The 21,065-nt window shown below is 67.0% G+C and carries 17 protein-coding genes; 6 read left to right on the top strand and 11 right to left on the bottom strand.

Annotation, left to right across the window (positions count from 1 at the left end; translation table 11 throughout):
- The first annotated feature begins 214 nt into the window (after positions 1-214).
- The 3 genes from K8P10_RS03955 to K8P10_RS03945 all read left to right on the top strand — a co-directional run bounded on the left by K8P10_RS03955 (position 215) and on the right by K8P10_RS03945 (position 6,536).
- Positions 215-3,457, top strand: coding sequence for a DUF5979 domain-containing protein (locus tag K8P10_RS03955; protein ID WP_224780507.1), 3,243 nt, complete (start codon positions 215-217; stop codon positions 3,455-3,457).
- 305 nt (positions 3,458-3,762) lie between these two features.
- A complete protein-coding gene (locus tag K8P10_RS03950; protein WP_224780506.1) occupies positions 3,763-5,346 on the top strand; it encodes a hypothetical protein in 1,584 nt (527 codons plus the stop codon).
- Positions 5,343-6,536: an RNA polymerase sigma factor gene (locus tag K8P10_RS03945; protein ID WP_224780505.1), complete on the top strand. Its 1,194-nt coding sequence runs from the start codon at positions 5,343-5,345 to the stop codon at positions 6,534-6,536. The genes K8P10_RS03950 and K8P10_RS03945 overlap by 4 nt, the downstream gene beginning before the upstream one ends.
- A 26-nt stretch (positions 6,537-6,562) precedes the next feature.
- Here K8P10_RS03945 and K8P10_RS03940 read toward each other — a convergent pair whose 3' ends face one another.
- From K8P10_RS03940 to argH, 7 genes are read right to left on the bottom strand one after another with little or no spacing between them, the layout of a single operon-like run.
- Positions 6,563-7,903 carry an MmgE/PrpD family protein gene (locus K8P10_RS03940; RefSeq protein ID WP_224780504.1) on the bottom strand — a complete coding sequence of 447 codons (1,341 nt, stop codon included), beginning with the start codon at positions 7,901-7,903 and terminating at the stop codon, positions 6,563-6,565.
- The gene (locus tag K8P10_RS03935) at positions 7,903-8,766 is read right to left on the bottom strand and encodes a polysaccharide deacetylase family protein (RefSeq protein ID WP_224780503.1); all 864 of its coding nucleotides are present in this window, start codon (positions 8,764-8,766) and stop codon (positions 7,903-7,905) included. Before K8P10_RS03935 ends, K8P10_RS03940 begins: the two co-directional genes overlap by 1 nt.
- A complete protein-coding gene (locus tag K8P10_RS03930) occupies positions 8,763-9,596 on the bottom strand; it encodes a polysaccharide deacetylase family protein (protein WP_224780502.1) in 834 nt (277 codons plus the stop codon). Before K8P10_RS03930 ends, K8P10_RS03935 begins: the two co-directional genes overlap by 4 nt.
- Positions 9,589-10,437: an ABC transporter substrate-binding protein gene (locus tag K8P10_RS03925; protein ID WP_224780501.1), complete on the bottom strand. Its 849-nt coding sequence runs from the start codon at positions 10,435-10,437 to the stop codon at positions 9,589-9,591. The genes K8P10_RS03930 and K8P10_RS03925 overlap by 8 nt, the downstream gene beginning before the upstream one ends.
- A 23-nt stretch (positions 10,438-10,460) precedes the next feature.
- The gene (locus K8P10_RS03920) at positions 10,461-11,240 is read right to left on the bottom strand and encodes an amino acid ABC transporter ATP-binding protein (RefSeq protein WP_305069240.1); all 780 of its coding nucleotides are present in this window, start codon (positions 11,238-11,240) and stop codon (positions 10,461-10,463) included.
- Positions 11,237-12,127: an amino acid ABC transporter permease gene (locus tag K8P10_RS03915; protein ID WP_224780500.1), complete on the bottom strand. Its 891-nt coding sequence runs from the start codon at positions 12,125-12,127 to the stop codon at positions 11,237-11,239. Before K8P10_RS03915 ends, K8P10_RS03920 begins: the two co-directional genes overlap by 4 nt.
- On the bottom strand, positions 12,124-13,572 hold the full coding sequence (gene argH, locus K8P10_RS03910) for an argininosuccinate lyase (protein WP_224780499.1): 1,449 nt from the start codon (positions 13,570-13,572) through the stop codon (positions 12,124-12,126). Before argH ends, K8P10_RS03915 begins: the two co-directional genes overlap by 4 nt.
- Before the next feature lie 144 nt (positions 13,573-13,716).
- On the opposite strand from argH, the gene K8P10_RS03905 reads away from it, so the two are divergent.
- Positions 13,717-14,505: a GntR family transcriptional regulator gene (locus K8P10_RS03905; RefSeq protein WP_224780498.1), complete on the top strand. Its 789-nt coding sequence runs from the start codon at positions 13,717-13,719 to the stop codon at positions 14,503-14,505.
- On the opposite strand, the gene K8P10_RS03900 is transcribed toward K8P10_RS03905, so the two are convergent.
- Genes K8P10_RS03900 through K8P10_RS03885 form a run of 4 tightly spaced genes read right to left on the bottom strand, consistent with a single transcriptional unit; the run spans position 14,506 to position 19,264 of the window.
- Positions 14,506-16,032 carry a gluconokinase gene (locus K8P10_RS03900; RefSeq protein ID WP_224780497.1) on the bottom strand — a complete coding sequence of 509 codons (1,527 nt, stop codon included), beginning with the start codon at positions 16,030-16,032 and terminating at the stop codon, positions 14,506-14,508.
- A 30-nt stretch (positions 16,033-16,062) separates the two neighbouring features.
- Entirely contained in the window at positions 16,063-17,106 is a 1,044-nt protein-coding gene (locus K8P10_RS03895; RefSeq protein ID WP_224780496.1) for an alcohol dehydrogenase catalytic domain-containing protein, read from the bottom strand.
- Entirely contained in the window at positions 17,106-17,873 is a 768-nt protein-coding gene (locus tag K8P10_RS03890; protein WP_224780495.1) for an SDR family oxidoreductase, read from the bottom strand. Before K8P10_RS03890 ends, K8P10_RS03895 begins: the two co-directional genes overlap by 1 nt.
- On the bottom strand, positions 17,870-19,264 hold the full coding sequence (locus tag K8P10_RS03885) for a GntP family permease (protein WP_224780494.1): 1,395 nt from the start codon (positions 19,262-19,264) through the stop codon (positions 17,870-17,872). The genes K8P10_RS03890 and K8P10_RS03885 overlap by 4 nt, the downstream gene beginning before the upstream one ends.
- A gap of 79 nt (positions 19,265-19,343) precedes the next feature.
- Here K8P10_RS03885 and K8P10_RS03880 point away from each other — a divergent pair, with 79 nt between their 5' ends.
- Positions 19,344-20,102 (top strand): FadR/GntR family transcriptional regulator, encoded by a 759-nt coding sequence (locus tag K8P10_RS03880; RefSeq protein ID WP_224780493.1) that lies wholly within the window; start codon positions 19,344-19,346, stop codon positions 20,100-20,102.
- Positions 20,103-20,156: 54 nt separating this feature from the next.
- Positions 20,157-21,047, top strand: coding sequence for an NUDIX domain-containing protein (locus K8P10_RS03875; protein WP_224780492.1), 891 nt, complete (start codon positions 20,157-20,159; stop codon positions 21,045-21,047).
- The last annotated feature ends 18 nt before the right edge of the window (positions 21,048-21,065 follow it).

Below are 21,065 nucleotides of genomic sequence, written 5' to 3'. Positions count from 1 at the left end.
CGAGTCACCGTGTCGATAGGTTCCACAGCTTACGGCAGCGCCTCACTCCCGGGTCGGGCCCAGAGGCTGCATTTGCCCCCACCCTCAGAATCTCTGCGAGGAACCGCGTCACATCTCGCAGCATCCTCCCTCTTCTTCTCTGGTGGCGGTACAGCAGCACCGATCGCAGCTCGCACCGCCGTACTCGCACGGTTCACACAGAGGAGAGCACAACTTGATATTCCGTAGACGACAGGCTGCGACCACGGGTCGCAGCGGCCTGAGGGCGGCAGGGGCGGCACTTGCCGGGCTCCTCGCCCTGACCGGCATCATCGCGGCACCCGCTGCCGCGCTCGCGGCGCCTGAGGACAACCAGGTCCGCATCGACGACGTCTCATTCGAGAACGACACCATCGAGGACTGGACGCGACAGCGCCTGACGGTCGAGTGGAGCATCCCGGCCGAGGCGGTCGCTCCGGTCTCCCTCAGCCTCCCCCTGCCCGAAGAGCTGCACGGTCTCTCGGACACCTTCCCGATGATGGGTCCGGATGATCAGGTCGCCGGCGAGTGCGTCGTCACTGAGACCGAGATCACCTGCACCGTCGACGACGCGTTCATCGAGGCGAACCCCTACGAGGTCTCCGGGAGCTTCTTCATCAACGTCGAAACCCGCCTCGACAACCGCGAGGAAGTCGAGAAGACCTTCGTGTTCGGCGAGATCGAACGCGAGGTCACCGTCACCCCCAGCAACAACTGGTGCACCGAGAACTGCGAGTTCTCCGATCTCTGGGGCGGTAAATACGGGTGGTACAACAAGGCCGACGACACGATCGAGTGGACCGTCCAGGTTCCCGCCGGCGAAAACGGCATTCCCGCCGGGCAGGAGATCACCGTTACGGATCTGCTGGACGAAGAGGACTACGAACTGCTCGTCGATGGAACCTACCCCCGCGTGCTCGAGTCGAGCACACTGCAGTACGACCGCTGGGGACGGGAATCTGTCAGCGGGTGGCAGGTGCGCGACGCAGGTGTGGCCTGGAGCAACGGCGATCTGACCGCCACTTTCGATTCGCGCGAGGGCCGCGGATCGGACTGGCGCAATGACATCGATCCGCCGGCGCAGGGTGCGCAGCGCGGCGTCGACGGCAGCTTCTACATCGTCCAGTGGAAGGTGAAAGCACTCACGGGTGGCGAGATTCAACCCAATGGCGATCGAGTCTTCCGCAATGCCGCCGAGTGGAGCATCGACGGCAACAGCTCCAACCCCACCACCGGCAGCGCGACGCGTTACACCTCCGGCGGCAACGTGATGAGCGCGAACTACGGCAGGTTCGCAGTCACCAAGGAACTCACCGGCGACACCACCCTGAACCCTGAGTTCACCGTGAACTACACGGTGGCTGAACCGGGCCAGGAGCCCGCCGAACGCTCGTTCACGGTCCGGGCCGGAGAGACATTCACCAGCCCGGAGTTCTTCCGCGGCACGGTCGTCGAGCTCACCGAGGTCAAACCCACCGATCCCGCCAACGTCAACTGGGCCGACCCGGTGTTCCTCGACGCCTCGGGTGAGCCAGTCGAGACGGTGACATTCACCCCGGGCGGCAACGGCACGCTCGGCGCACTCACCGAGATCCGTCTCGTCAACGAGGCAACGCTGCAGACCGGATCGTTTTCGGCCCAGAAGTCGGTGGTGAACGAGGACGGCGTTCCCCTCGCCGACGACCTCACCTTCGCACTCGACTACACGTATCCTGCCGATGCCGAAAAGGGCTTCAGCGGCGGCAGTGGCACACTCGAGCTGCCAATCTCGGGCGACGTGGTCTCCAGCGGCGACCTGCCCGTCGGCGCCGAGGTGACGCTCACCGAGGCGAACCTGCCGAACGTGCCCGGTGCGACCTGGGGCGAACCCGTCATCGACCCGACGACACTCACGATCGGTGAAAGCGAGGAGCCCGTCACGGCCCAGGTGACGAACACCATCACCCAGGACACCGGCGGATTCTCCGTCACCAAGTCCGTTTCGGGCGACGGTGCCGGTCTGGTTCCCGAAGACGCGACCTTCACGGTCTCGTACGAATACCCCGAGATCAACGGCTTCCCCGCCGGCAACGGCGAGATCTCGTTCGGCGCCGGTGAGACGGGCACGGTCGACGGAATCCCCGCGGGCGCGACCATCACCTTGACCGAGCTCGAGATTGCGGACCCCGAAGGCGGCACCTGGGGTGATCCCGACTTCAGCGAGAGCACCTTCACAGTGGTGAAAGACACCGTCGTATCGATCGACCTCGACAACCCGATCTCATGGAACGACGGCGACTTCTCCGTGCTGAAGCAGATCAGCGGTGACGGGGCAGACCTCGTCGCACCGGAAGCGGCGTTCACGGTGGACTACACCTATACGCTGCCCGAAGCCCTCGGAGCGGACCCCGCAACGGGATCGGGCACGCTGACCGTGCTCAACAATGGTGAGACGGTCACGAGTGACCCGCTCCCCTACGGGACCGAGGTCACACTGAGTGAAGCCGCACCGGTCGCGGTGCCAGGCGGCACGTGGACGGGGTACGAGTTCGACAATCCGACGTTCACCATCGGCGACCAGACCACCTTCGCGGTCGAGCTGACCAACGCGATCGAACGCGATCTCGGTGGCTTCTCGGTCACGAAGGCGGTCTCCGGTTCCGGCGCAGAACTCGTCTCGGCCGACACCGAGTTCACGGTCGAGTACTCCTACCCCGAGGGTGAGTGGTACCCGGCCGGTGAGGGCACGCTCACCGTCAAGAACGGCGAGACGGCCTCGGTCGACGGCATCCCGGCCAGCGCCGTGGTGACGCTCACGGAGGTCGCGCCTGAGGACCCGAAGAACGGCCACTGGGTCTCCGCCTCCTTCACCGAGGGCAACATCGCGGTCATCGAGAAGGACTCCGTGTCGGGCATCTCACTCGAGAACGTGGTCGCGCTCGGCGAGGGCGGGTTCACCGTGCAGAAGTCGATCGCCGGTGCGGGCGCCGACCTCGTCGACCCGGGCGAGACCTTCGTCGTCGACTACGCCTACGACGCCGGTGTCGGCTTCGAAGCCGGATCGGGTCAGATCACGGTGACTGCCGACGGCACTCCCACCAGCGTGACGGGCTTGCCCGCGGGGGCCGAAGTGCGGCTCACCGAGGAAACTCCGGTCGACATCGACGGCGCACACTGGGTCTCGGCGGCGTTCTCGGATGAGGTGATCGTGATCGGCCAGGCGGACGATACCGAGGTCTCACTGACGAACACCATCGAGCCCGATGAGCCGGGCACCCCGAACGAGCCGGGCACACCGGGTACTCCCGGCGAGCCTGGCGACACGAGCGGCCAGTCCGACGGCGGTCTCGTCAACACCGGTGCCGCATCGCTCCTGTGGATCGGTATCGCTGCGGTGCTCGCCGCACTCGGCACGGCATTCATCTGGAAGTCGCGCCGGAAGGGCGCTCAGGTGAACTGACCGTTCGCACCGCACGGGGGCCCGTGGTTCGGCAAGCGCCGGGTCACGGGCCCCCGTGCGTCGTAGTGACGGCCACGAAAATAAAGACCTCTGAACCGCGTCATATCTTCGCCTGAACACGCTCAACTACTGGGGTGTTTTGACTCCTAGATAGTGATGAACGGCCCGGTCAAGGGAGTTTTCAGCGGACGATAGGCATCTGTTTCTTTCACAGGTGAAATGTGTTTATGCTGACTCCCGGGAGAGGGAGTTCGGACGCGCGTGTCGGTCGTCCGAGCTCGAGCAGCGACAACACGTGGTGATAGATGAGAAGAACGGTTCTATGGGCCTGCGTCGCCGTCTTCGGGCTCTTCGCTCTCACCCCGGTCTCTCCGGGTTTCGCTGCACCGCAAGCGCTTGACGAGAACGCCAATAGGCACGGACATCATCACCACGACCACGACCACGACCACGACGGTGATCATGACGACGATGACCATTCGTCGGATGACACTGGTAGCGCGGACGCAGCAACCGGGACCGCAGCGAGTGCCGACGCCAGCACTGACGCCAGCGCCGACGCAAGTGCCAACGTCAGCGGCGACGCAAGTGCCGATTCGGATGCCGCGGTTGAGGGTGACTCAGATGCCGACACCGGCCCGGTGGCTGCTCCGACCGCTGATCTGGAAGTGCTCCCGATGCTCGGATGGACCGGTGCGGGGACCCCGGTTTCCGTCGAGATCGTCGTCCGGAATGCGGGCCCCGGAATCTCCTCCGGGCACACGCTCGTCTTCGCGCCGCAATCAGGCACCGACCGAACCGTGACCGCGGGGCCGGAGTGCGTGGCGAGGGACGACGGTGGGTTCGCCTGCCAGGGCGGTACTCTCCCCGCCGGGGGCACGCAAACGTATCTGTTCTCCTTCGAGCCGGCGGGAGAAACTGAAGCCTGGCCGCCGCTCTGGTTCGCAACAGTCACTGGGGTCGAACCGGATCCGAATGTCGAGAACGACCAGACGACGTTCGAGCTCCCCGACAGTACGTTCGTGAGCGTCGAACCCGAAGTGAAAACGCGCGTCGATGATGTGAACGAAGACGGTCTGGCCTCGCCTGGTGAGCCAATGGAGACCTTTGTCTACTTCGCGAACACGAGCGAGTATCCCTGGGAAAATGTGCACGTGTCCCTCTCCGGTACGGCCTGGGACGCCCGACAGCTCGAGCGGACAATCGATCCGGGTCAGGCGACGACGGTGAAGTTCACGGGGGTCGTTCCCGACCTGGGCGCGGATGCGTCAAGCGGGATCGAAGCACAGGTCTCGGCGCGCGCCGTCGGCGCGAGCGTCAACGGGTGGAGCGGCACCCTCATGCTGATCGGCCCGCACGCCACTCCGAATCCGTTCGGACCGCGCGGCGAACAGTACCTCCCGACCCCGCCGGATCGCGATGGACCGCCCGCGGTCGATATGGAGGAGGAGCGCGCTGCAGCGGAACGGATTCGCGAGCGCGAGCTGCCGGCACGCCATACCGAAAATACAGCGGTGCCCGCTGCGCCCAAGGCGACAGGTCCGACCGTCGGCCACGACTCGGCACCGGCCATCGGATCACCGCTCCTGAGAGAGCAGGATCGAGCACGGCCCGCACGCACGTCGGATCCGTCGGCAGCGAGCGACAGCGCGGGGGCTGCCGCGCCGACCTGGCGACCCGAAGCTGCGCGAGCACCCGGCCCCAACGCGATCGACTCCCCGTCGGGAACCTCAGCCTCGGCCTGGATCGACGATCTACGCACCGGATCCCCGCTCAGCGAATTCCAGTCCGTGCTGGCGTTGCAGGGACTCGTCGCATTCCTGGTCGTCGGACTCTATATCGGTGTTGCCCGAGCCCGCTCGCGCCGCGCACAGCGGACTGACGCGTGACGCGGGAAACGCCGGATCCCGGACGCACGCTCAGCGACGAGGAGCTCTGCGGCGTCGTTCGCGATGGTGCCACCTGGCCGCTCGCTGTGCTTTGGGACCGCCACCACGCCAGTGCACGGGGGTGGGCGCTGAAGAAGGACCCCCGAGCCGGCGAAGACGCGACGGCCGAGGCCTTCACCCTGGTCTTCCAGGCACTGCGCTCCGGCGGCGGGCCGACCGCATCGTTTCGAGGGTATCTCTTCAAGACGATCGATTCTGCACTCGTGAAGCACTGGAACGCGGAACGCCGCACCAGTCCACTCGACGACCTCGGAGAGTTCGCGGTCGACGATGCACCCGATCATGCCGAGGCACTGACCGACGCGCAAGATCGGAGGGCGGCCGCGGTCGCGTTGCAGGAGCTACCGGATCGCTGGCGTGAGATCATTGTCGCGGTCGATGTCGAGCAGCGCCCCGTCCAGGATGTCGCTTCGGAACTGGGTTTGTCACCGAACGCCGCATCGGTGCTGCTCAAGCGGGCACGAGAGGGCCTGCGTAAGGCTTGGATCGAGCGCCTGCACCGCCCGGTCGAAGCGCTTCCGCACGACTGCGCGAAGGCAGTTCGACACTTCGGGACGGTCCGCTGGGGCAAGCGGGGCACCCGAACGCGGAAAGCCACCGAGCGCCATCTGGAGACGTGCGAGTCGTGCCCGTCGCGCTACCGCCTCTTCCTCGAGCAAGCGACGGCCGTCGGCTTGAGTCTGGCGGGGCTGCTCGCGCTGACGCGTGGGTGGAAAGAGAAGTTCGTGCCGGCGCTCGCGACGTCGGCAACCATCGTCGCCTCATTCTCGGTGACGGTCTCGCTCGAGCCCCTGTTCGATCCTCCCCCGATCGCCGAGCCGGCCGGCCCCGCCGAAGTCCCCCAGTCTGTCGACAACGATGCACCCAATGCTGAAAGCAAGAAGGAGCAGGGTCGGGCCGACGCGGAGACACCCCGAATCGCTGAGGCACCGGTCAGCCAGGCGGAGAATGACTACTCCGAGGAGCTGGCGGACGACCCACTCAATGCACTACCCCACGAGGCTCCTGGAACCAACGATCCCCCTCAGATCGGCGGGGACGGCGTCGAGGTGGACGACGGCAAGCTGTATTTCGGTGATTGGACCGGTTGGAACGAGGACACTGAGACGTTCAACGATCCGGAGGGCTGAGTCGGATCGCACCCGCAACCAACGGGTCACTGCGCGGGCTCGGTTTCCCGGAGGGCCGGAAAAGTGGGCACCGGATCCGCGCCCAGCGCATCGACGTATGCGATCGCTCGACGCGCCTGACGCTCACCGATGCGCGGCACTACGAGGCGCCAGAACTTGTCGCGAATCTCTTCCGTGGTGAACGGCGCCCCCTCGCTGCCCCGTGCGAAGCGGCGCTCGACCACCCACTCCTGCGAGGCGCTGCGCACCGTCACCCGAACGGACTGCCGGGTGTCGAGCCGCTCCGTCTCGACGACGCGGATGCGACCGGTGATCCGCGCCACCCGCGGTGAGGCGAACGCCGCGTACGCGTCCGGGTCCAGCTGCGATCCCATGAACAGCAGAGCCAGAGAAATCGGCAGGCTCATCCGGGCCGCCTCGACGGAGCCGGGGTTCTCCGGGCAGATCATCGGCCGGAGAAAGGGAGAGACTTCGATAACGACCCGCCGTACGTCGTCGATGCCGGGGCCGCCGCTATTGAGGAGGTCGACCACGCCGTCGATCGCGGGGTGAGCGCTACGGCAGGCTGCATACATCTTGATCGCGGAGTGCTCTGCGTGCCATTCGGTGCCGAGTCCTGCGGCGAGCGCGTCAGGATTGCTCCGCGGCGTGCCGTGGGTTGCGAAGTATCCACCCCATATGTCGTCGAAGATGGCCTCAGGACCGGTCGCTCCGGCACGAGCGAGCAGTGCAGCCTGCAGACCGTTCCCCGCCGCCCCCGCGACGTGGAACTGCTTAGTCATCGACCCGTCGGCGGCGAATGCCCAGCTTCCAGCACTCGAACTCGCGGCGATAGCGAGTGCGGCATTGCACTGCGCAGCGTCGAGACGCATGAGCCGCGCCGCGGCAACGGCAGCAGCGAAGACGCCGCACGTAGCAGTGGAGTGCCACCCGGCACCGTTGTGCTCGTCGTACCCGCCGAGCGCCTGCTGCACGCGTCGACCCACCTCGTAGCCCGCAACCATCGCGGCGAGCAGATCGTCTCCCGTGCAGTTGACCTCCTCCAAGAGGGCGAGCAGCACCGGCACGACGACGGCTCCCGTATGGTCGCACCCCTCGGTGTCGTCGATCTCCGCGGCGTGCGCGGCGACGGCGTTCACCCGCGCTGCATCGACGAAGTGCCGCGGTGCGCCGTCGATGAGCAGCGGGGTCTCCCCCGGTGCCGAGAACACGCGGGAGGCGATCCGTACGGGCTCTCGCCCGTCCCCGACGATCGCCGCACCGACGGTGTCGAGGAAGTGGTTCCGCAGCTTCTCGATCAGGTCCGGAGGAATGTCTGCACGGTCAAGACCGCTCACCCACGCACCCAGTCGACGCGCGCGAGACATCAGCGGTTCTCCGCGGCGAGCTTCATGAACATCGCGTAGGGATGGTCGGGATCCGCTCCGGCACTGCGGGAATGCGCGGCGACTTCGTCACCCGTGGTGAACCAGGCGGTTCCGCGCCCCGCGAGTTCCGCGAGGAATCGGTGCAGCATGCGCGCCCGCCCTGGCGTTCCCATGACCTCAGCATTCAGCCGGAGATGCACCAGGGTTCCGAACCGCTCGGCCCCGCGCACCTCGCACCACCAGTTGTCGGCCACCGACTCCAGCGGAGTGATTCGCGACAACCCAGGCGGGAACGGCGGGTCCAGGTTGTACGCGAGGTACTGCTGGTCCTCGAGTTCGTAGCGGAACGGCACCTCGATGAGACCGGACCCGGTGAGCGGGAACGGCAGCTCGTCCGAGGCGAGAGATGAGGACCAGGTGAACCCGGCACGGTCCATCGCTTCGGGAAAGCCTGGAGCCCACTCCCCAGCCGGCGTGCGGAACCCCTGGGGCTCCTGGCCGATGATCTCCTGAATCGCCGCGCGTCCCGCGACTATCTCCTCCACCTGCTCCGAGAAGTCGAGTCGACCGAAATCGAGGTGCCGGTCGCCGTGCACGCCGATCCGCTGACCGCTCTCGTGCACCTCGCGGATCATGCGCGGATAGCGTCGCGCGATCTCACCAGGCGTGAACCAGTGCGCGACGATACCGAGGTCCGACATCACTCTGAGGAGTCGAGGAACGCCAACCTCGGGCCCGTAGAGGCCGGCCGATCGCGACTTCATGCGTTCGACGTTTCCGGGGTGCTTCGCCAGGAGCGGCAGGTCCCCGTCGACGTCGATAGTCACGACGAACGCGTATGCGGCGTGATTCGGCCAGTTCATCGCACGCTCCCTTCCTCGGCACTCGCCGCGACCTCGTCGGCGCGCATGATCTCGATATCGCTCCGCTCGACGAGTCCGCCGATGAAATCATCGAGCAGCACCGTCCGGCCCGGCGTCCCGATCACCTTCGGATGCCAGATCGTCGCCACCGTGACCCCCTCCTCCGCGGCCGCGTCGACCTCGTCCATCCAGCTCCGGAAGACGGGGGCGTACGGGGCGATCCGATCGAGGCCGATCGGGAAGTGCGGCGCCCGATGGTAGGCGAATACGGAATAGTCGTCGAACAGCGACTTCGCGGGAATTTCGACGAGCGGGACACCCGAGTGGACGAAGGGGTGATCGCCACTGCGCAGGGAGCTGGAGTAGGTGTATCCGTGCTCCACCAGCAGTTCGAGGGTGTCCCGGGTGATATCACCCGACGGGGCGCGGAACCCGAGGGCCGCCTGCCCGAGTGTCTGACGAAACGTCTCCTGGCTCCGACGCAGAATGCCGGCCTGAGCGTCACGACTGCGGCCGTAGAACGATTCGTGCAGGTCACCATGACCCGCCAGTTCATGCCCCTCGTCCACGATTCGGCGGCAGAGTTCCGGCCAGGTGCGCACGATCCAGGCTGGAGTAAAGAACGTGGCCTGCACGCCACGATCACGCAGCACGTCGAGGATGCGCGGTACCGCTCGATGCGGCCCGTACGCGCCGAGCGTGAAGTGGCCCGGGCGCCGCCAGATACTGCCGTCGACCATGGCCGCGCCGGTCGGCCCGTCGAGGTCGAACGCGAGCACGACCCGGGCGGAAGACTCCTCCGCCCGGGTCTTCAGAGAGGTGTCACTCACTCCCGACCTCGTTGATCGCTGGCTCCCGCAGCCCCTGCTCGATCCCGTACTCGGTCAGAATCTCTTCCGTGGTTCCATCGTCGTAGAGCTCCTGGAACGCGTCGCGAACGGCTTCAGCGAGCTCCGTATTGCCCTTTCTCACCGCTGCGGCGAAGGGCTGGTCGATCAGCACGTCGAGCACGATCTCGTACTTCCCCGGTTCCTGCTGCTCGAAGTAGGCCAGGTTCTCCGCTCCCTGCACCGCGAGCTCGGCACGCCCCTGGTCCAGCTGCAGGCGTGCGGCGGCGCCCGAGTCGGCACCGACGATGTTCACGGGAGGCAGGTCGGCCGCCTCGCAGACATCCGCGCTGAACCGTTGAAGGGCCGGGAAGTAGTCCGTCTTCGTGCTGACCGCCACAGCAGCCCCGCACACGTCCGTCTCCGCTCCGAACTCGCTCGCCTGGTCGGGCAGCGTGTAGAAGCGCCCCGTAGAGGAGTAGTAGTCGATGAAGTCCAACGTCTTCTGACGCTCGACGGTGTCGGACATACCGGAGATCACGATGTCGACGCGATCCGTGCGCACCGAATTGATCAGCTGATCGAACTTCTGATGCTCGAACGCGACCTCGAGGCCCATCCGCTCCGCCGCAGCGGTGATCAGATCGACGTCGCTGCCGATGAGCGTCTCTCCGTCCATGTACTCCATGGGTGGAAAATCCGGAGACAGGCCGACCGTCAGAGTGCCATCGACGATCGTCGAGAACTCGCCATCTTCGGTCTCCCCTCCCCCAGCACTGGCGCACCCGCCCGTGAATGCGAGGACGGCGCCGACGGCGATGACTCCGAGAATCTTCTGCTTCATGTGTTCTTTCCTTCTTCCGGGGGTTACAGCACGCGCGACAGGAAGGCGCGCGTGCGCTCGTGCTGGGGGTTGTCGAGGACGTCGGCTGGCGTGCCCTGCTCGATGATCGCGCCGTCGTCCATGAAGACCACGCGGTCACCCACCTCCTTGGCGAACCCGATCTCGTGCGTCACCACGATCATGGTCAGCCCGCCTTGCGCGAGCGCTTTCATGACCGAGAGCACATCGTCGACGAGCTCGGGGTCAAGCGCGGAGGTCGGCTCGTCGAACAGCATGAGTTCGGGTGTCATCGCGAGTGCCCGCGCGATGGCGACTCGCTGCTGCTGACCACCGGAGAGCTGACGCGGGTAGGAGTTCCCTCGATCGCCGAGCCCCACCTGGTCGAGCAGGCTCTGGGCGACCTTCTGAGCTTCCGAGAGCTTCACTCCCTTGACGAGCCTCTGGGCATGGGTGATGTTCTGCATAACCGTCATGTGCGGGAACAGGTTGAAGCGCTGGAAGACCATGCCCATCGCGGCGCGCTGCGTCGCGATCTGATCCTCGCGCAACTCGTGGAGCAGGTCGGGATCCTTCGCATCGCGGCGAAAGCCGATGATCTCCTCACCGACGTGCACGAACCCAGACGTGGGTCGCTCAATGAAGTTGATCGCGCGAAGGAGCGTGGACTTTCCGGACCCCGACGGGCCGAGGATGCACACCACCTCGCCCTTCCGGACATCGAGGTCGATGCCCTTCAGCACCTCGTGGAGGCCGAACGATTTGTGGATGTCTCGCAATTGGACGAGCGCGGGTGACGTGTTCACGACTTCCTCCCTGGGGTACCGAAGAAACTCTTGACCCGCTGGTACGGCGTCGGCGGCAGAGCGGCGGTGGTGCTGCCGCGGGCGTAGTACCGCTCGACGTAGTACTGGATCGACGACAGCACCGACACGGCGATGAGGTACCAGATGGCGGTGACGAGCAGCAGCTCCATGATCATGTTGTTGACGAGATAGATGTGTTGCGCCTCATTCAGCATTTCGCTCGCACCGATCGCCGAGGCCAGCGACGTCGTCTTCAGCATGCCGATGACCTCGTTGCCGACCGGCGGAAGAATCACGCGCATGGCCTGCGGGAGGACGATCGTACTCATCGTCTGCGTCCCCTTGATACCGAGTGCCTTCGATGCTTCGGTCTGCCCCTCGTCGACCGAGAGGATGCCCGCTCGGACGACCTCCGACGTGTACGCGGCCTGGTTGAGCCCGAGTCCGAGGATCGCGGCGACGATCGGAGTCACGAGATCGACCGTGCGCGCCTCGACCAGGCCGGGGATCCCGATCATCGGGAAGATGAGCGCGATGTTGAACCAGAGCAGCAGCTGCAGGTAGACGGGGGTTCCGCGGAACACCCAGACGTAGATCCATCCGATTCCCGAGACCACCGGATTGTGTGAGAGCCGCATGACGGCAATGAGCACGCCGAGCACGATGCCGATGACCATCGAGATGATCGTCAGCACGATCGTGATCACGAACCCAGTCAGGATCGTCCGAGCAGTGAAGAACTCGCCGACTGTCGCCCAATCGATCTGAGCGCGAGCGAACGCGATGACGATCGAGGCGAGGATCGCGACGGTCACGGCCGCGGCGAGATACCGCCCGATGTGCTTGAGCCTGACGACTCGATAGTTCGAGAGAGCTGTACTGGTCATCCCTGGTCCTCCTTCGTCACGAACACCGCCAGGTACTCAGCGATCTCGCTCCGAAGCCTGGCGCGCTGATCGTTCTGCCGAGACGGCGCCGTGCCATTGGCGCCTCCCCGCCGCATGACCGCAGACTCGAGTGTCAGGCGAGGCAGCACGTCGGGAGTGATCCGCGGATCGATCTCGGCGAGGTCAGCGGCGCTCAGATCCTCGATCCCGATGCCCCGTTCTTCGCAGGCGACGACAGCGCGGCCAGTAATATCGTGCGCATCGCTGAAGGGGATGCCCTGCTCGGCGATCCAGTCGGCGAGCTCGGTCGCGAGAGTGAACCCCTCAGCCGCCTGCTCGGACATCCGCTCAGGGACGAAGGCCATCGATCGCACGAACCCGGTCATCGCCGGAAGCACCGTTTCGAGTACGTCGGCGGTGTCGAACGCGTAGTGCTTATCCTCGGAGAAATCACGATTGTACGAGAAGGGCACCGACTTCATGACCCCGAGCATTCCCGTCAGGTTGGCCTGCAGCCGGCTCGCCTTCCCGCGGGTCAACTCCGGGATATCGGGATTCTTCTTCTGCGGCATGATCGAGGAGCCGGTCGAGAACGCGTCGTGCAGCCGGATCCAACCGAACTGCGGGGAGCCCCAGAGGATCAGCTCGTCTGCCAGCCGGGAGAGGCTCGTGCCGATCGACGCCCCGGCGTAGAGGAAGTCGATGACATGGTCCCTGGCCCCGACCGCGTCGATCGAGTTGCCGACGACGTCCCGGTAGCCGAGCTCGTGCGCCATCGCGATCTGGTCGCCGTGGAATGAGCTGCCCGCCAGCGCTGCCGCGCCGAGCGGCGAGAGGGACACGGACTCCCGCGCGGCTCCGAGCCGCTTGAGATCGCGCGCCAGAGCCTGCGCGTGAGCGAGCAGCTGATGCCCGAACAGCACCGGCTGCGCCGGCTGCAGGTGCGTGAACCCGGGGACGATGGCACCGCCGGCGTCCTCCGATCGCGTGATGAGCGCATCGACGAGCTGCTCCACACCGCGCGCGATCTCGGCCGTTCGGTCTTGCAACCAGAGCCGGAGGTCGTTCGCGGTCTGGTCGTTGCGCGACCGGCCGGCGCGCACCTTCCCGCCGAGCGCGCCGACCCGTTCGATCAACTGCCGCTCGAGGAACCCGTGAACGTCCTCATCAGTCGGCGCCGGGCTGATCTCACCTGCGTCGAATCGCTCCCCGATCTCTTCGAGGGCGTCGACGAGCCGGATCCGCTCCTGGCGAGTCACGAGACCGCACCGTTCGAGTTCACCCAGGTGAGCGATGGAACCGCGGATGTCCTGGGGCACCAGATCGAAGTAGCGACGCGGAGAGCGAGAGATGCGTTCGAGCGCGGGATCGGGTCCGTTCGTGAAACGGCCACCCCACACTTTGCCCTCGTCGTGGACGCCACCGACGGTTTCCTGGCTCTTCACAGATGCACTCCTCCTCGAGAAAACTGGAACGGATTATCGGACAATTCGTACTGTCCAACAATCTTGAGACCTTAGTTAACCCGAAAATGTGTAGGCTGACAAGAGCATCTGGAACTTTGTTAGACATTTATGTGTGGGGCGAGCATGGACAAGGGATCACGGGAGATCCGGGAGAGCGCGATGGGGCGCATCGAAGTACCGAAGCGGGTCGCGTCCAAACGGACGAGTCACGCCGAGGGGCCGCCGGCCCCGCAGTTCATCGCGGAAATGGTGAAACAGCTCATTCTGAGCGGCGAGCTCTCACTGGGCGCACCCGTCACCGAGAAGTGGATGACCGAGCGATTCGCAGCGTCGCGGACGACGATCCGAGAGGCCCTCAACCTCCTCGTGGCCGAGCGCTACCTGGACCAGGAACCCTACAAGAGCGCTCGAGTACGCTCGTACTCCCCCGGCGAGGTGACGGACATTCTGGAAGCGCGCAAGCTCATCGAAGGCTTCGCGGCCGACCACTGCGATCGCGCCTCAGAGGAGTCGAGAAGCCGGTTGCGGGCTGCATTCGCGGCGTACGCGAGCCAGTCGACGGCGCACGAGCCCACCGCGACGGCGATGGCTCACGTCGACTTGCACGTCGCCATGGTCGCCCTCGCGGGGAATCGGGAACTCGAGCTCGCCGAGCACCGCCTGGTCACGGGTTCGCTCCTGCTCATCGACCTCATCAGCTGGAACCTGCAGGACTCGGAGAAGATGTACATGGAGCATCTCCGCCTCGTCAACGCGATGCTCGAACCGGACCCTGCGACCGCTCGTCGCCTCAGCGATGCACACATCGATATGGTGCTCAACGCAGCACGAGTACAGGCGCCCGAGACGATGCCTCCCGAGGCCACCGGGTTCCACGACGGCGCGGCAGCGACGAAGAGTGATCGGGCGTAATCAGTCCCGCGTCATCGGCAGCAGCTCTGCCTGACTGCGCAACTGCGTGTAGGTGGGTAGGAGCGCCGTGTAGAGATTGTCGAAGATCGGCAGCAGCGCCTGGTACGTCTCGACGTCTTCGGGTTGCGGCGACACCGAGTGCTTCACCGGGGTGATGTCGGCGGCCACGTCGATGGATTCGATGAGCCCGAGCGCTTCCATGCCGAGCAGCGCGGCCCCCAGGCCCGACCCCTCCTGCTCCTCGAGCATGTCGATGCGGGTGTTGAACACGCTGGCGAGCACCTGCTGCCACAGCGAGTGCTTGGTCACCCCGCCGGTCGCGCGGATCTCATCGATGTCGAGGCCCGCGGCCCGCATCGACTTGAGCACGAGCGCGAGCTGCATGGCCACGCCCTCGACCGCGGCGCTCACGAGGTGCTCACGGGTGTGCGCGCGGGTCAGGCCGATGTAGGCGCCCCGGGCGAGACCGCTCCAGTGCGGGGCGCGCTCGCTCAGCAGGTACGGGAGCATGATGAGTCCACCGGAGCCAGCGGGGACCGACGCGGCCGCATCGAGCAGCTCGGGAGTCGAGAGCTCGCGGCCGGCCGCGATCTCGTCGCGCACCCAGTTGAGCACCACGCCGCCGTTGTTGATCGCCCCGCCGATGACCCACCGGTTCTCGGTGATCGCGTAGCAGAACACACCGCCCTGAGGATCGACGGCCGGCGCCTCGACGGCCACCCGCAGGGCGCCGCTCGTGCCGATGGAGCACGCGGCGACGCCTGGGCGCACGGCGCCCACGCCGAGGTTCGCGAGCGGACCGTCGCCGGCACCGACCACCACGCGCGTCGATGCCGGGAGGCCCGTCGCCGAGGCCGTCGACGCGACGAGCCCTTCGAGCACCGTCGTCGTCGGCACGAGTCGGGGCAGCTGCTCCGGCGTGATACCGGCGCGCTGCAGGGCCTCGGGATCCCACTCGAGACGGTAGATATCGAGCAGACCCGAGCACGAAGCGAGAGAGTGATCGGTCACGAACACGCCGGTCATGCGCTGGAGCACCCAGTCCTTGATGCCGACCCAGAACGCTGCGGCACGGCAGGTCTCCGGGTCCTGCTCCCGATACCAGACCAGCTTCATGAGCGGCGACATCGGGTGGATCGGGGTGCCCGTGCGCTGGTGGAGCGCGAGGCCGGGGGCCGATCCACGGAGCCGCTCGGCTTGCAGCGTCGCGCGGGTGTCGGCCCAGGTTGCGACGCCGGTGAGCGGCGTGAGGTCGGCGTCGAGCGCCATGAGGCTGTGCATGGCCGAGGAGAACGACAGGCCGGCGATCCGGTCCGCCCCCACCTCGGTGACGACGTCGGCGACCGCGTGGAGCACCGCGGCGAGGATCAGCTCCGGATCCTGCACCGCCCAGCCGGGCTCCGGCTCCTCGAGCGGGTACCCGTGCTGAGCCGCGGCCACCTGCTGGCCGTCCGGCGTGTAGGCGACGGCCTTCGTCGCCGTCGTTCCCATGTCGACGCCGATGACGACGTCAGCCGCTGCGCTCATGATGTCCGATCTCCTGCTCGTGCCTGTACGTTACGCCTGCGCTCCGGGGAGCGCGACGACGACCTTGCTCGACTCCCGGGAGTCCTTCGCGAGATCGAACGCAGCGACCGCCTCGTCGAGCGACCGCTCGTGCGTGACGACCCGTTCGATCTCGGGTTGCGCGTCGAGCAGCGCCACGGCGTCATCGATCTCGTCGCGGAAGCGGAACGTGCCGAGCAGTTGCGCCTCCTTCGAGATGATCGGTGCGAGGCCCACGGGGCGCGGATCATTCGGCACCATGCCGACCTGCACGACGGTGCCGCGCCGGCGCACGGCGACGCCAGCGGTGGTGATTGCCGGCGATGCTCCCGAGCACTCGAAGACCACGTCGAACGCGGCGACGGGCACGTCGTCGACGCCGACCTGCAGCGTCGCGTCGGCGCTCAACTCGCCGCCGAGCTCGGTGCCGCGGGCGAGCGGCTCGGCGAGCACGTCGCTGAGCGTCACGTGCGCCGCCCCGCGCGCCTTCGCGGCGATGACCGTGAGCAGGCCGATGGGCCCCGCCCCCGAGACGAGCACACGTGCACCGGCGATCTCGGCGCCGATGTCGGCGACTCGGCTCACGGCGTGCAGGGCGACGGCCAGGGGCTCGGCGAGCACCGCGCGGCGCACCGGCAGCGACCCGGGAAGACGGCGCAGCATGTCCTCGCGCACGACCAGGTACTCGCTCATGGCGCCCTGAGTGTGCGGCCAGGTCGCCGCACTGCCGAGGTAGGAGCCGTTCGGCCAGAGGTGCGGCTGCTCAGCGATCGCCGGCTCCGAGGTGCCGAACCGAGCCGGGTGCACTGTCACCGGCGTCCCCGCCGACCAGGTGCCCGAGGGGTCGAGGTCGACAATGCCCGACAGCTCGTGGCCGGGAATCAGCGGCTCGCGTACCGCGTACTCGCCATTCGCGCCCTCGAAGTAGTAGTGCAGGTCGGAACCGCAGATCCCGACGTAGTCGACACGGATCCGCACCTCACCCGCTCCGGGCTCCGGCGTCGCGACCTCGCGCACCTCGAGCTGGTCCTTGCCATCGATGAACGCTGCACGCATCACACCACCGCCGTCATTCCGCCGTCGACAAAAATGTTCTGCCCCGAGACGAAGCTCGACGCATCCGAGGCCAGGTACACGAGGGTGCCCCAGAGCTCCGTGAAATCACCCCACCGCTGGGCTGGCGTGCGGGCCCTGAGCCAGGCATCGAACGCCTCGTCCTCGACGAGCGCCCGGTTCATCTCGGTCGCGAAGTAGCCTGGCGAGATCGCGTTGACCTGCACGCCGAAGCGGGCGAGGTCGGCCGCCATGCCCTTCGTCAGCATCGCGACACCGCCCTTGCTCGCCGAGTAGGGGGCGATGGTCTGGCGGGCGAGCTGCGACTGCACCGATCCGATGTTGATGACCTTGCCCGAACCGCGCTCGGCCATCGCCGGGGTCACGAACCGCGACACGTAGAACACGCTCGACAGGTTGCTCGTGATGACGGCGTCCCAGTCGTCTACCGGAAACTCGGTGAACGGGGCCCGTCGCTGCACGCCGGCGTTGTTCACCAGGATGTCGGGGACCCCGTGCTCGGCGAGCATCTCACCGATCGCCGTCTCAACCGCTGCGGCGTCGGTGACGTCGAAGCGGAGCTCGCCGGCGACGGTGCCGCCCGCGGCTTCCACCTCGACGCGGGTTTCAGCGAGTGCCGCGGCGTCGCGGCCGTGCAGCAGCAGGCGGGCGCCCGCCTGCCCAAGAGACGTCGCGAGAGATCTGCCCAGCCCTCGCGACGAGCCGGTGACGAGGGCCAGACGGCCCTCGAGATCGAAGAGGCCGCTCATACGCCCACCGCCGAGGCGATGCCGTAGATGGCGTACACGAGCGCGAAGCCGACGAGCGACATCAGCGTCTGCTGCACCGTCCACGTCTTCAGCGTCGTCTTCACGTCCATGTTCATGAGCTTGCCGACGAGCCAGAAGCCCGAGTCGTTCACGTGGCTGGCGAAGACCGAACCGGCCGCGGCCGCGAGCGTGATACAGGCGATCTGCAGGTCGGTGAAGCCACCCGACATCACCGCCGGGGCCATCAGGCCGGCAGCCGTCACGAGTGCGACGGTCGCCGAGCCCTGCGCCACGCGCAGCACGACCGCGATGACGTAGGCGGCGAGGATGACCGGGAGCCCGAGGTCGGAGAGCGAGTCGGAGAGCGCGTCGCCGATGCCCGAGGTGCGGAGCACGCCGCCGAACATGCCGCCGGCGCCGGTGATGAGGATCACGGACGCGACAGGACCGAACGTGCCGTCGACGAGCTTGTCGAGCGCGCTGCCGGTCTCACCGCGGAACTTGCCGAGCACGAGGATAGCGATGAGCGCCGAGATGAGCAGTGCGACGGGCGCCGTGCCGATGAGCGACAGCCACTGCACCCAGGTCGCGTCGCCGTCGACGGTGCCGGCGGTCGTGAGCGCGTTGAGGCCGGTGTTGAAGAGGATCAGCACGAGCGGGAGGAGCAGGATCGCCACGACGGTGGCGAACTTCGGCGGGTTCTTCGGCTGGTCCTCGTCGGTGCGACCGAACAGGTCGGGGACGATCATCGGGACCTTCGAGTTCACGAACTTCGCCCACAGGTAGCCGGTGAGGTACCACAGCGGGAACGCGATGACGATGCCGACGAGCAGCACGAGCCCGAGGCTCGCCCCGAAGAACTCGGACGCGGCGACCGGGCCGGGGTGCGGCGGCACGAAGATGTGCATGACCGAGAACGCCGCGGCTCCCGAGAAGCCGTAGAGGAGCAGGTTCTTGCCGCCGATTCGACGCGCCACCGCGAAGATGATCGGCAGCATGACGATGAGGCCGGCGTCGAAGAAGATCGGGAAGCCGAGGATCAGCGAGGTCACGCCGAGTGCGAACGCGGCACGCTTCTCGCCGAAGATGCTCACCATCTTCTCCGCCACGACCTTGGCGCCACCCGAGGACTCCACGAGGCGGCCGAGGATCGCACCGAGGCCGATGAGCAGAGCGACGTTGCCGAGCGTCCCGCCGAATCCGTCGAGCAACGTCTGCACGATCGCGTCGGCGGGGATGCCGGTCGCGAGCGCCGTCAGCAGCGACACGACGACGAGCACGAGGAACGCGTGCAACCGCACCTTGATGACGAGGAACAGGATGAGGGCGACCGCGACGGCAGCAATGCCGAGCAGCGGACCCGCGCCCAGGGTTTGGGTCCAGTCTTCCATGAGGGGATCTCCGTTGAATCGAGGGGACGTCCGGGAATGTTTCGCGGACGTTACGTCATACGATTCTCAACGTTAAAGTATGATCAATCGGACGGCAACCCCGGCGGGGTATCGGACAATACGACGCGACGACGAGGAGGACGCAGTGGTCGACAACGTGCACGAGACCGTGCTCGACTCTCTCGGCACGAGGATCGCCGCGGGCGATCCTCCCCCTGGCTCCTCGTTCACGCTCGCGGACCTCGAGGCCGACTACGAAGCCTCGCGCACGACGGCCCGCGAGGCGGTGAAGGTGCTCGAGAGCATCCGCATGGTCTCCTCGCGCCGGCGGATCGGGATCACTGTGCGCCCGCGCGATGAGTGGGACGCGCTCGACGAACACCTCATCCGCTGGAACCTCGCCGGCCCGTTCCGCCAGCACCAGTTCGAAGCGCTCCTCGAGTTGCGCGTCGCGGTCGAACCGCTCGCGGCTCGACTCACTGCGCTACGTGCGACCGACGCGCAGCGCGCGGAACTGCTGCGACTCGCCACGCGCCTCCACGAGCTCGGCAGCCAGGGGCTCGGCGACACGGATCCGTATCTGCGGGTCGATCTTGAGTACCACCGCCTCCTCCTCACCAGTTCGCGGAACCCGCAGTTCACCACCCTTACCGGCCCCGTCGAGCTCGTGCTGAGCTGGCGCGCCAGTCTCGGCCTCACGCCCTCCGTTCCGGTCGAGGGCACACTCGAGGACCACCTCAGGACCGCCCGCGCCATCGTCGACGGCGACGCCGACGCGGCCGAGCGCCACGCCCGTTCCCACCTCCGCACGGTGTGGGGCGAGGTCGCCTCCGGATAGGGTGGGGATCGGTGCCCGACCGCTCGCGAGGCGGAGCGCACCGGAAGGAGCACCGTGAGCGACCTGCGCGATCCGGGTGACGCATGGGTCACCGCGGCAGACGGCAACCGATACTGGGGCCGGTTCGGAGCCGCCGGCCTGCTCGCCTACGACCGTAACCGTGACGCCGTGCTCATGCAGCACCGTGTCACCTGGAGCGACCACGGCGACACCTGGGGCATCCCTGGCGGCGCCCGCCACGAGGGTGAGCCCGCCGAGGCCGCGGCGCTCCGCGAGGCCCAGGAGGAAGCCGGGGTTCCCGACAACGCCGTGCAGTCGCGATTCACGCACCTCCTCGACCGCACCGGGTGGACCTACACCACACTCATCGCAGAGGTCACCTCCCCCTTCGAACCGCAGATCACCGACCCCGAGAGCCACGCTCTCGCCTGGGTGGCCATCGACGAGGTGGCCTCACTCGACCTGCACCCGGCCTTCGCAGCGACGTGGGAACTCCTGCGCCCCCTACTCAGGGCCCGCCGCGTCATCGTCGTCGACGCCGCCAATGTGGTCGGCTCAGTGCCCGACGGATGGTGGAAGGACCGGCGCGGAGCCGCAGAACGGCTCCGCGATCGCATCGATGCCCTCGCCGACGCCGGCGTACGGCCCGGATTCGTGGGGCTCCCCGAAACCGTCATTCCAGGACTCGAGCGGTCACACCCCGAGTGGATCCTCGTCACCGAGGGCCGGGCGCGCGGCATCGCCGCCTCACCGAACGTCACGGTCGTCGAGGCGCCCGACCTGGGAGACGACACCATCGTCACCCAGACGGCTGCCCTGGTGCAGTCGGGCGCGAACGTCACGGTCGTGACGAGCGACGCAGAGCTCAAGAACCGGGTTCTCGGAGCAGGCGCCGCGCGGACGCACGGGACCGGAACGCTGCTGCGCCTGCTTCCCGCGAGCTGAGCTCCGCGGTCACTTCCC

The organism is Leucobacter sp. Psy1, from assembly GCF_020096995.1.
In the GTDB taxonomy this organism is placed as follows: Bacteria; Actinomycetota; Actinomycetes; order Actinomycetales; family Microbacteriaceae; genus Leucobacter.
Note: the sequence above shows the minus strand (reverse complement) of the source record. Positions and strands in the feature narration are given on the sequence as shown.

Bases quoted from the DNA above. Each gene is read 5' to 3' on its own strand.
- K8P10_RS03950 (WP_224780506.1), top strand. From the start codon at position 3,763: ATGAGAAGAACGGTTCTATGGGCCTGCGTCGCCGTCTTCGGGCTCTTC.
- K8P10_RS03940 (WP_224780504.1), bottom strand. From the start codon at position 7,903: ATGTCTCGCGCGCGTCGACTGGGTGCGTGGGTGAGCGGTCTTGACCGT.
- K8P10_RS03935 (WP_224780503.1), bottom strand. From the start codon at position 8,766: ATGAACTGGCCGAATCACGCCGCATACGCGTTCGTCGTGACTATCGAC.
- K8P10_RS03925 (WP_224780501.1), bottom strand. From the start codon at position 10,437: ATGAAGCAGAAGATTCTCGGAGTCATCGCCGTCGGCGCCGTCCTCGCA.
- K8P10_RS03915 (WP_224780500.1), bottom strand. From the start codon at position 12,127: ATGACCAGTACAGCTCTCTCGAACTATCGAGTCGTCAGGCTCAAGCAC.
- K8P10_RS03905 (WP_224780498.1), top strand. From the start codon at position 13,717: ATGGACAAGGGATCACGGGAGATCCGGGAGAGCGCGATGGGGCGCATC.
- K8P10_RS03900 (WP_224780497.1), bottom strand. From the start codon at position 16,032: ATGAGCGCAGCGGCTGACGTCGTCATCGGCGTCGACATGGGAACGACG.
- K8P10_RS03895 (WP_224780496.1), bottom strand. From the start codon at position 17,106: ATGCGTGCAGCGTTCATCGATGGCAAGGACCAGCTCGAGGTGCGCGAG.
- K8P10_RS03890 (WP_224780495.1), bottom strand. From the start codon at position 17,873: ATGAGCGGCCTCTTCGATCTCGAGGGCCGTCTGGCCCTCGTCACCGGC.
- K8P10_RS03885 (WP_224780494.1), bottom strand. From the start codon at position 19,264: ATGGAAGACTGGACCCAAACCCTGGGCGCGGGTCCGCTGCTCGGCATT.
- K8P10_RS03880 (WP_224780493.1), top strand. From the start codon at position 19,344: ATGATCAATCGGACGGCAACCCCGGCGGGGTATCGGACAATACGACGC.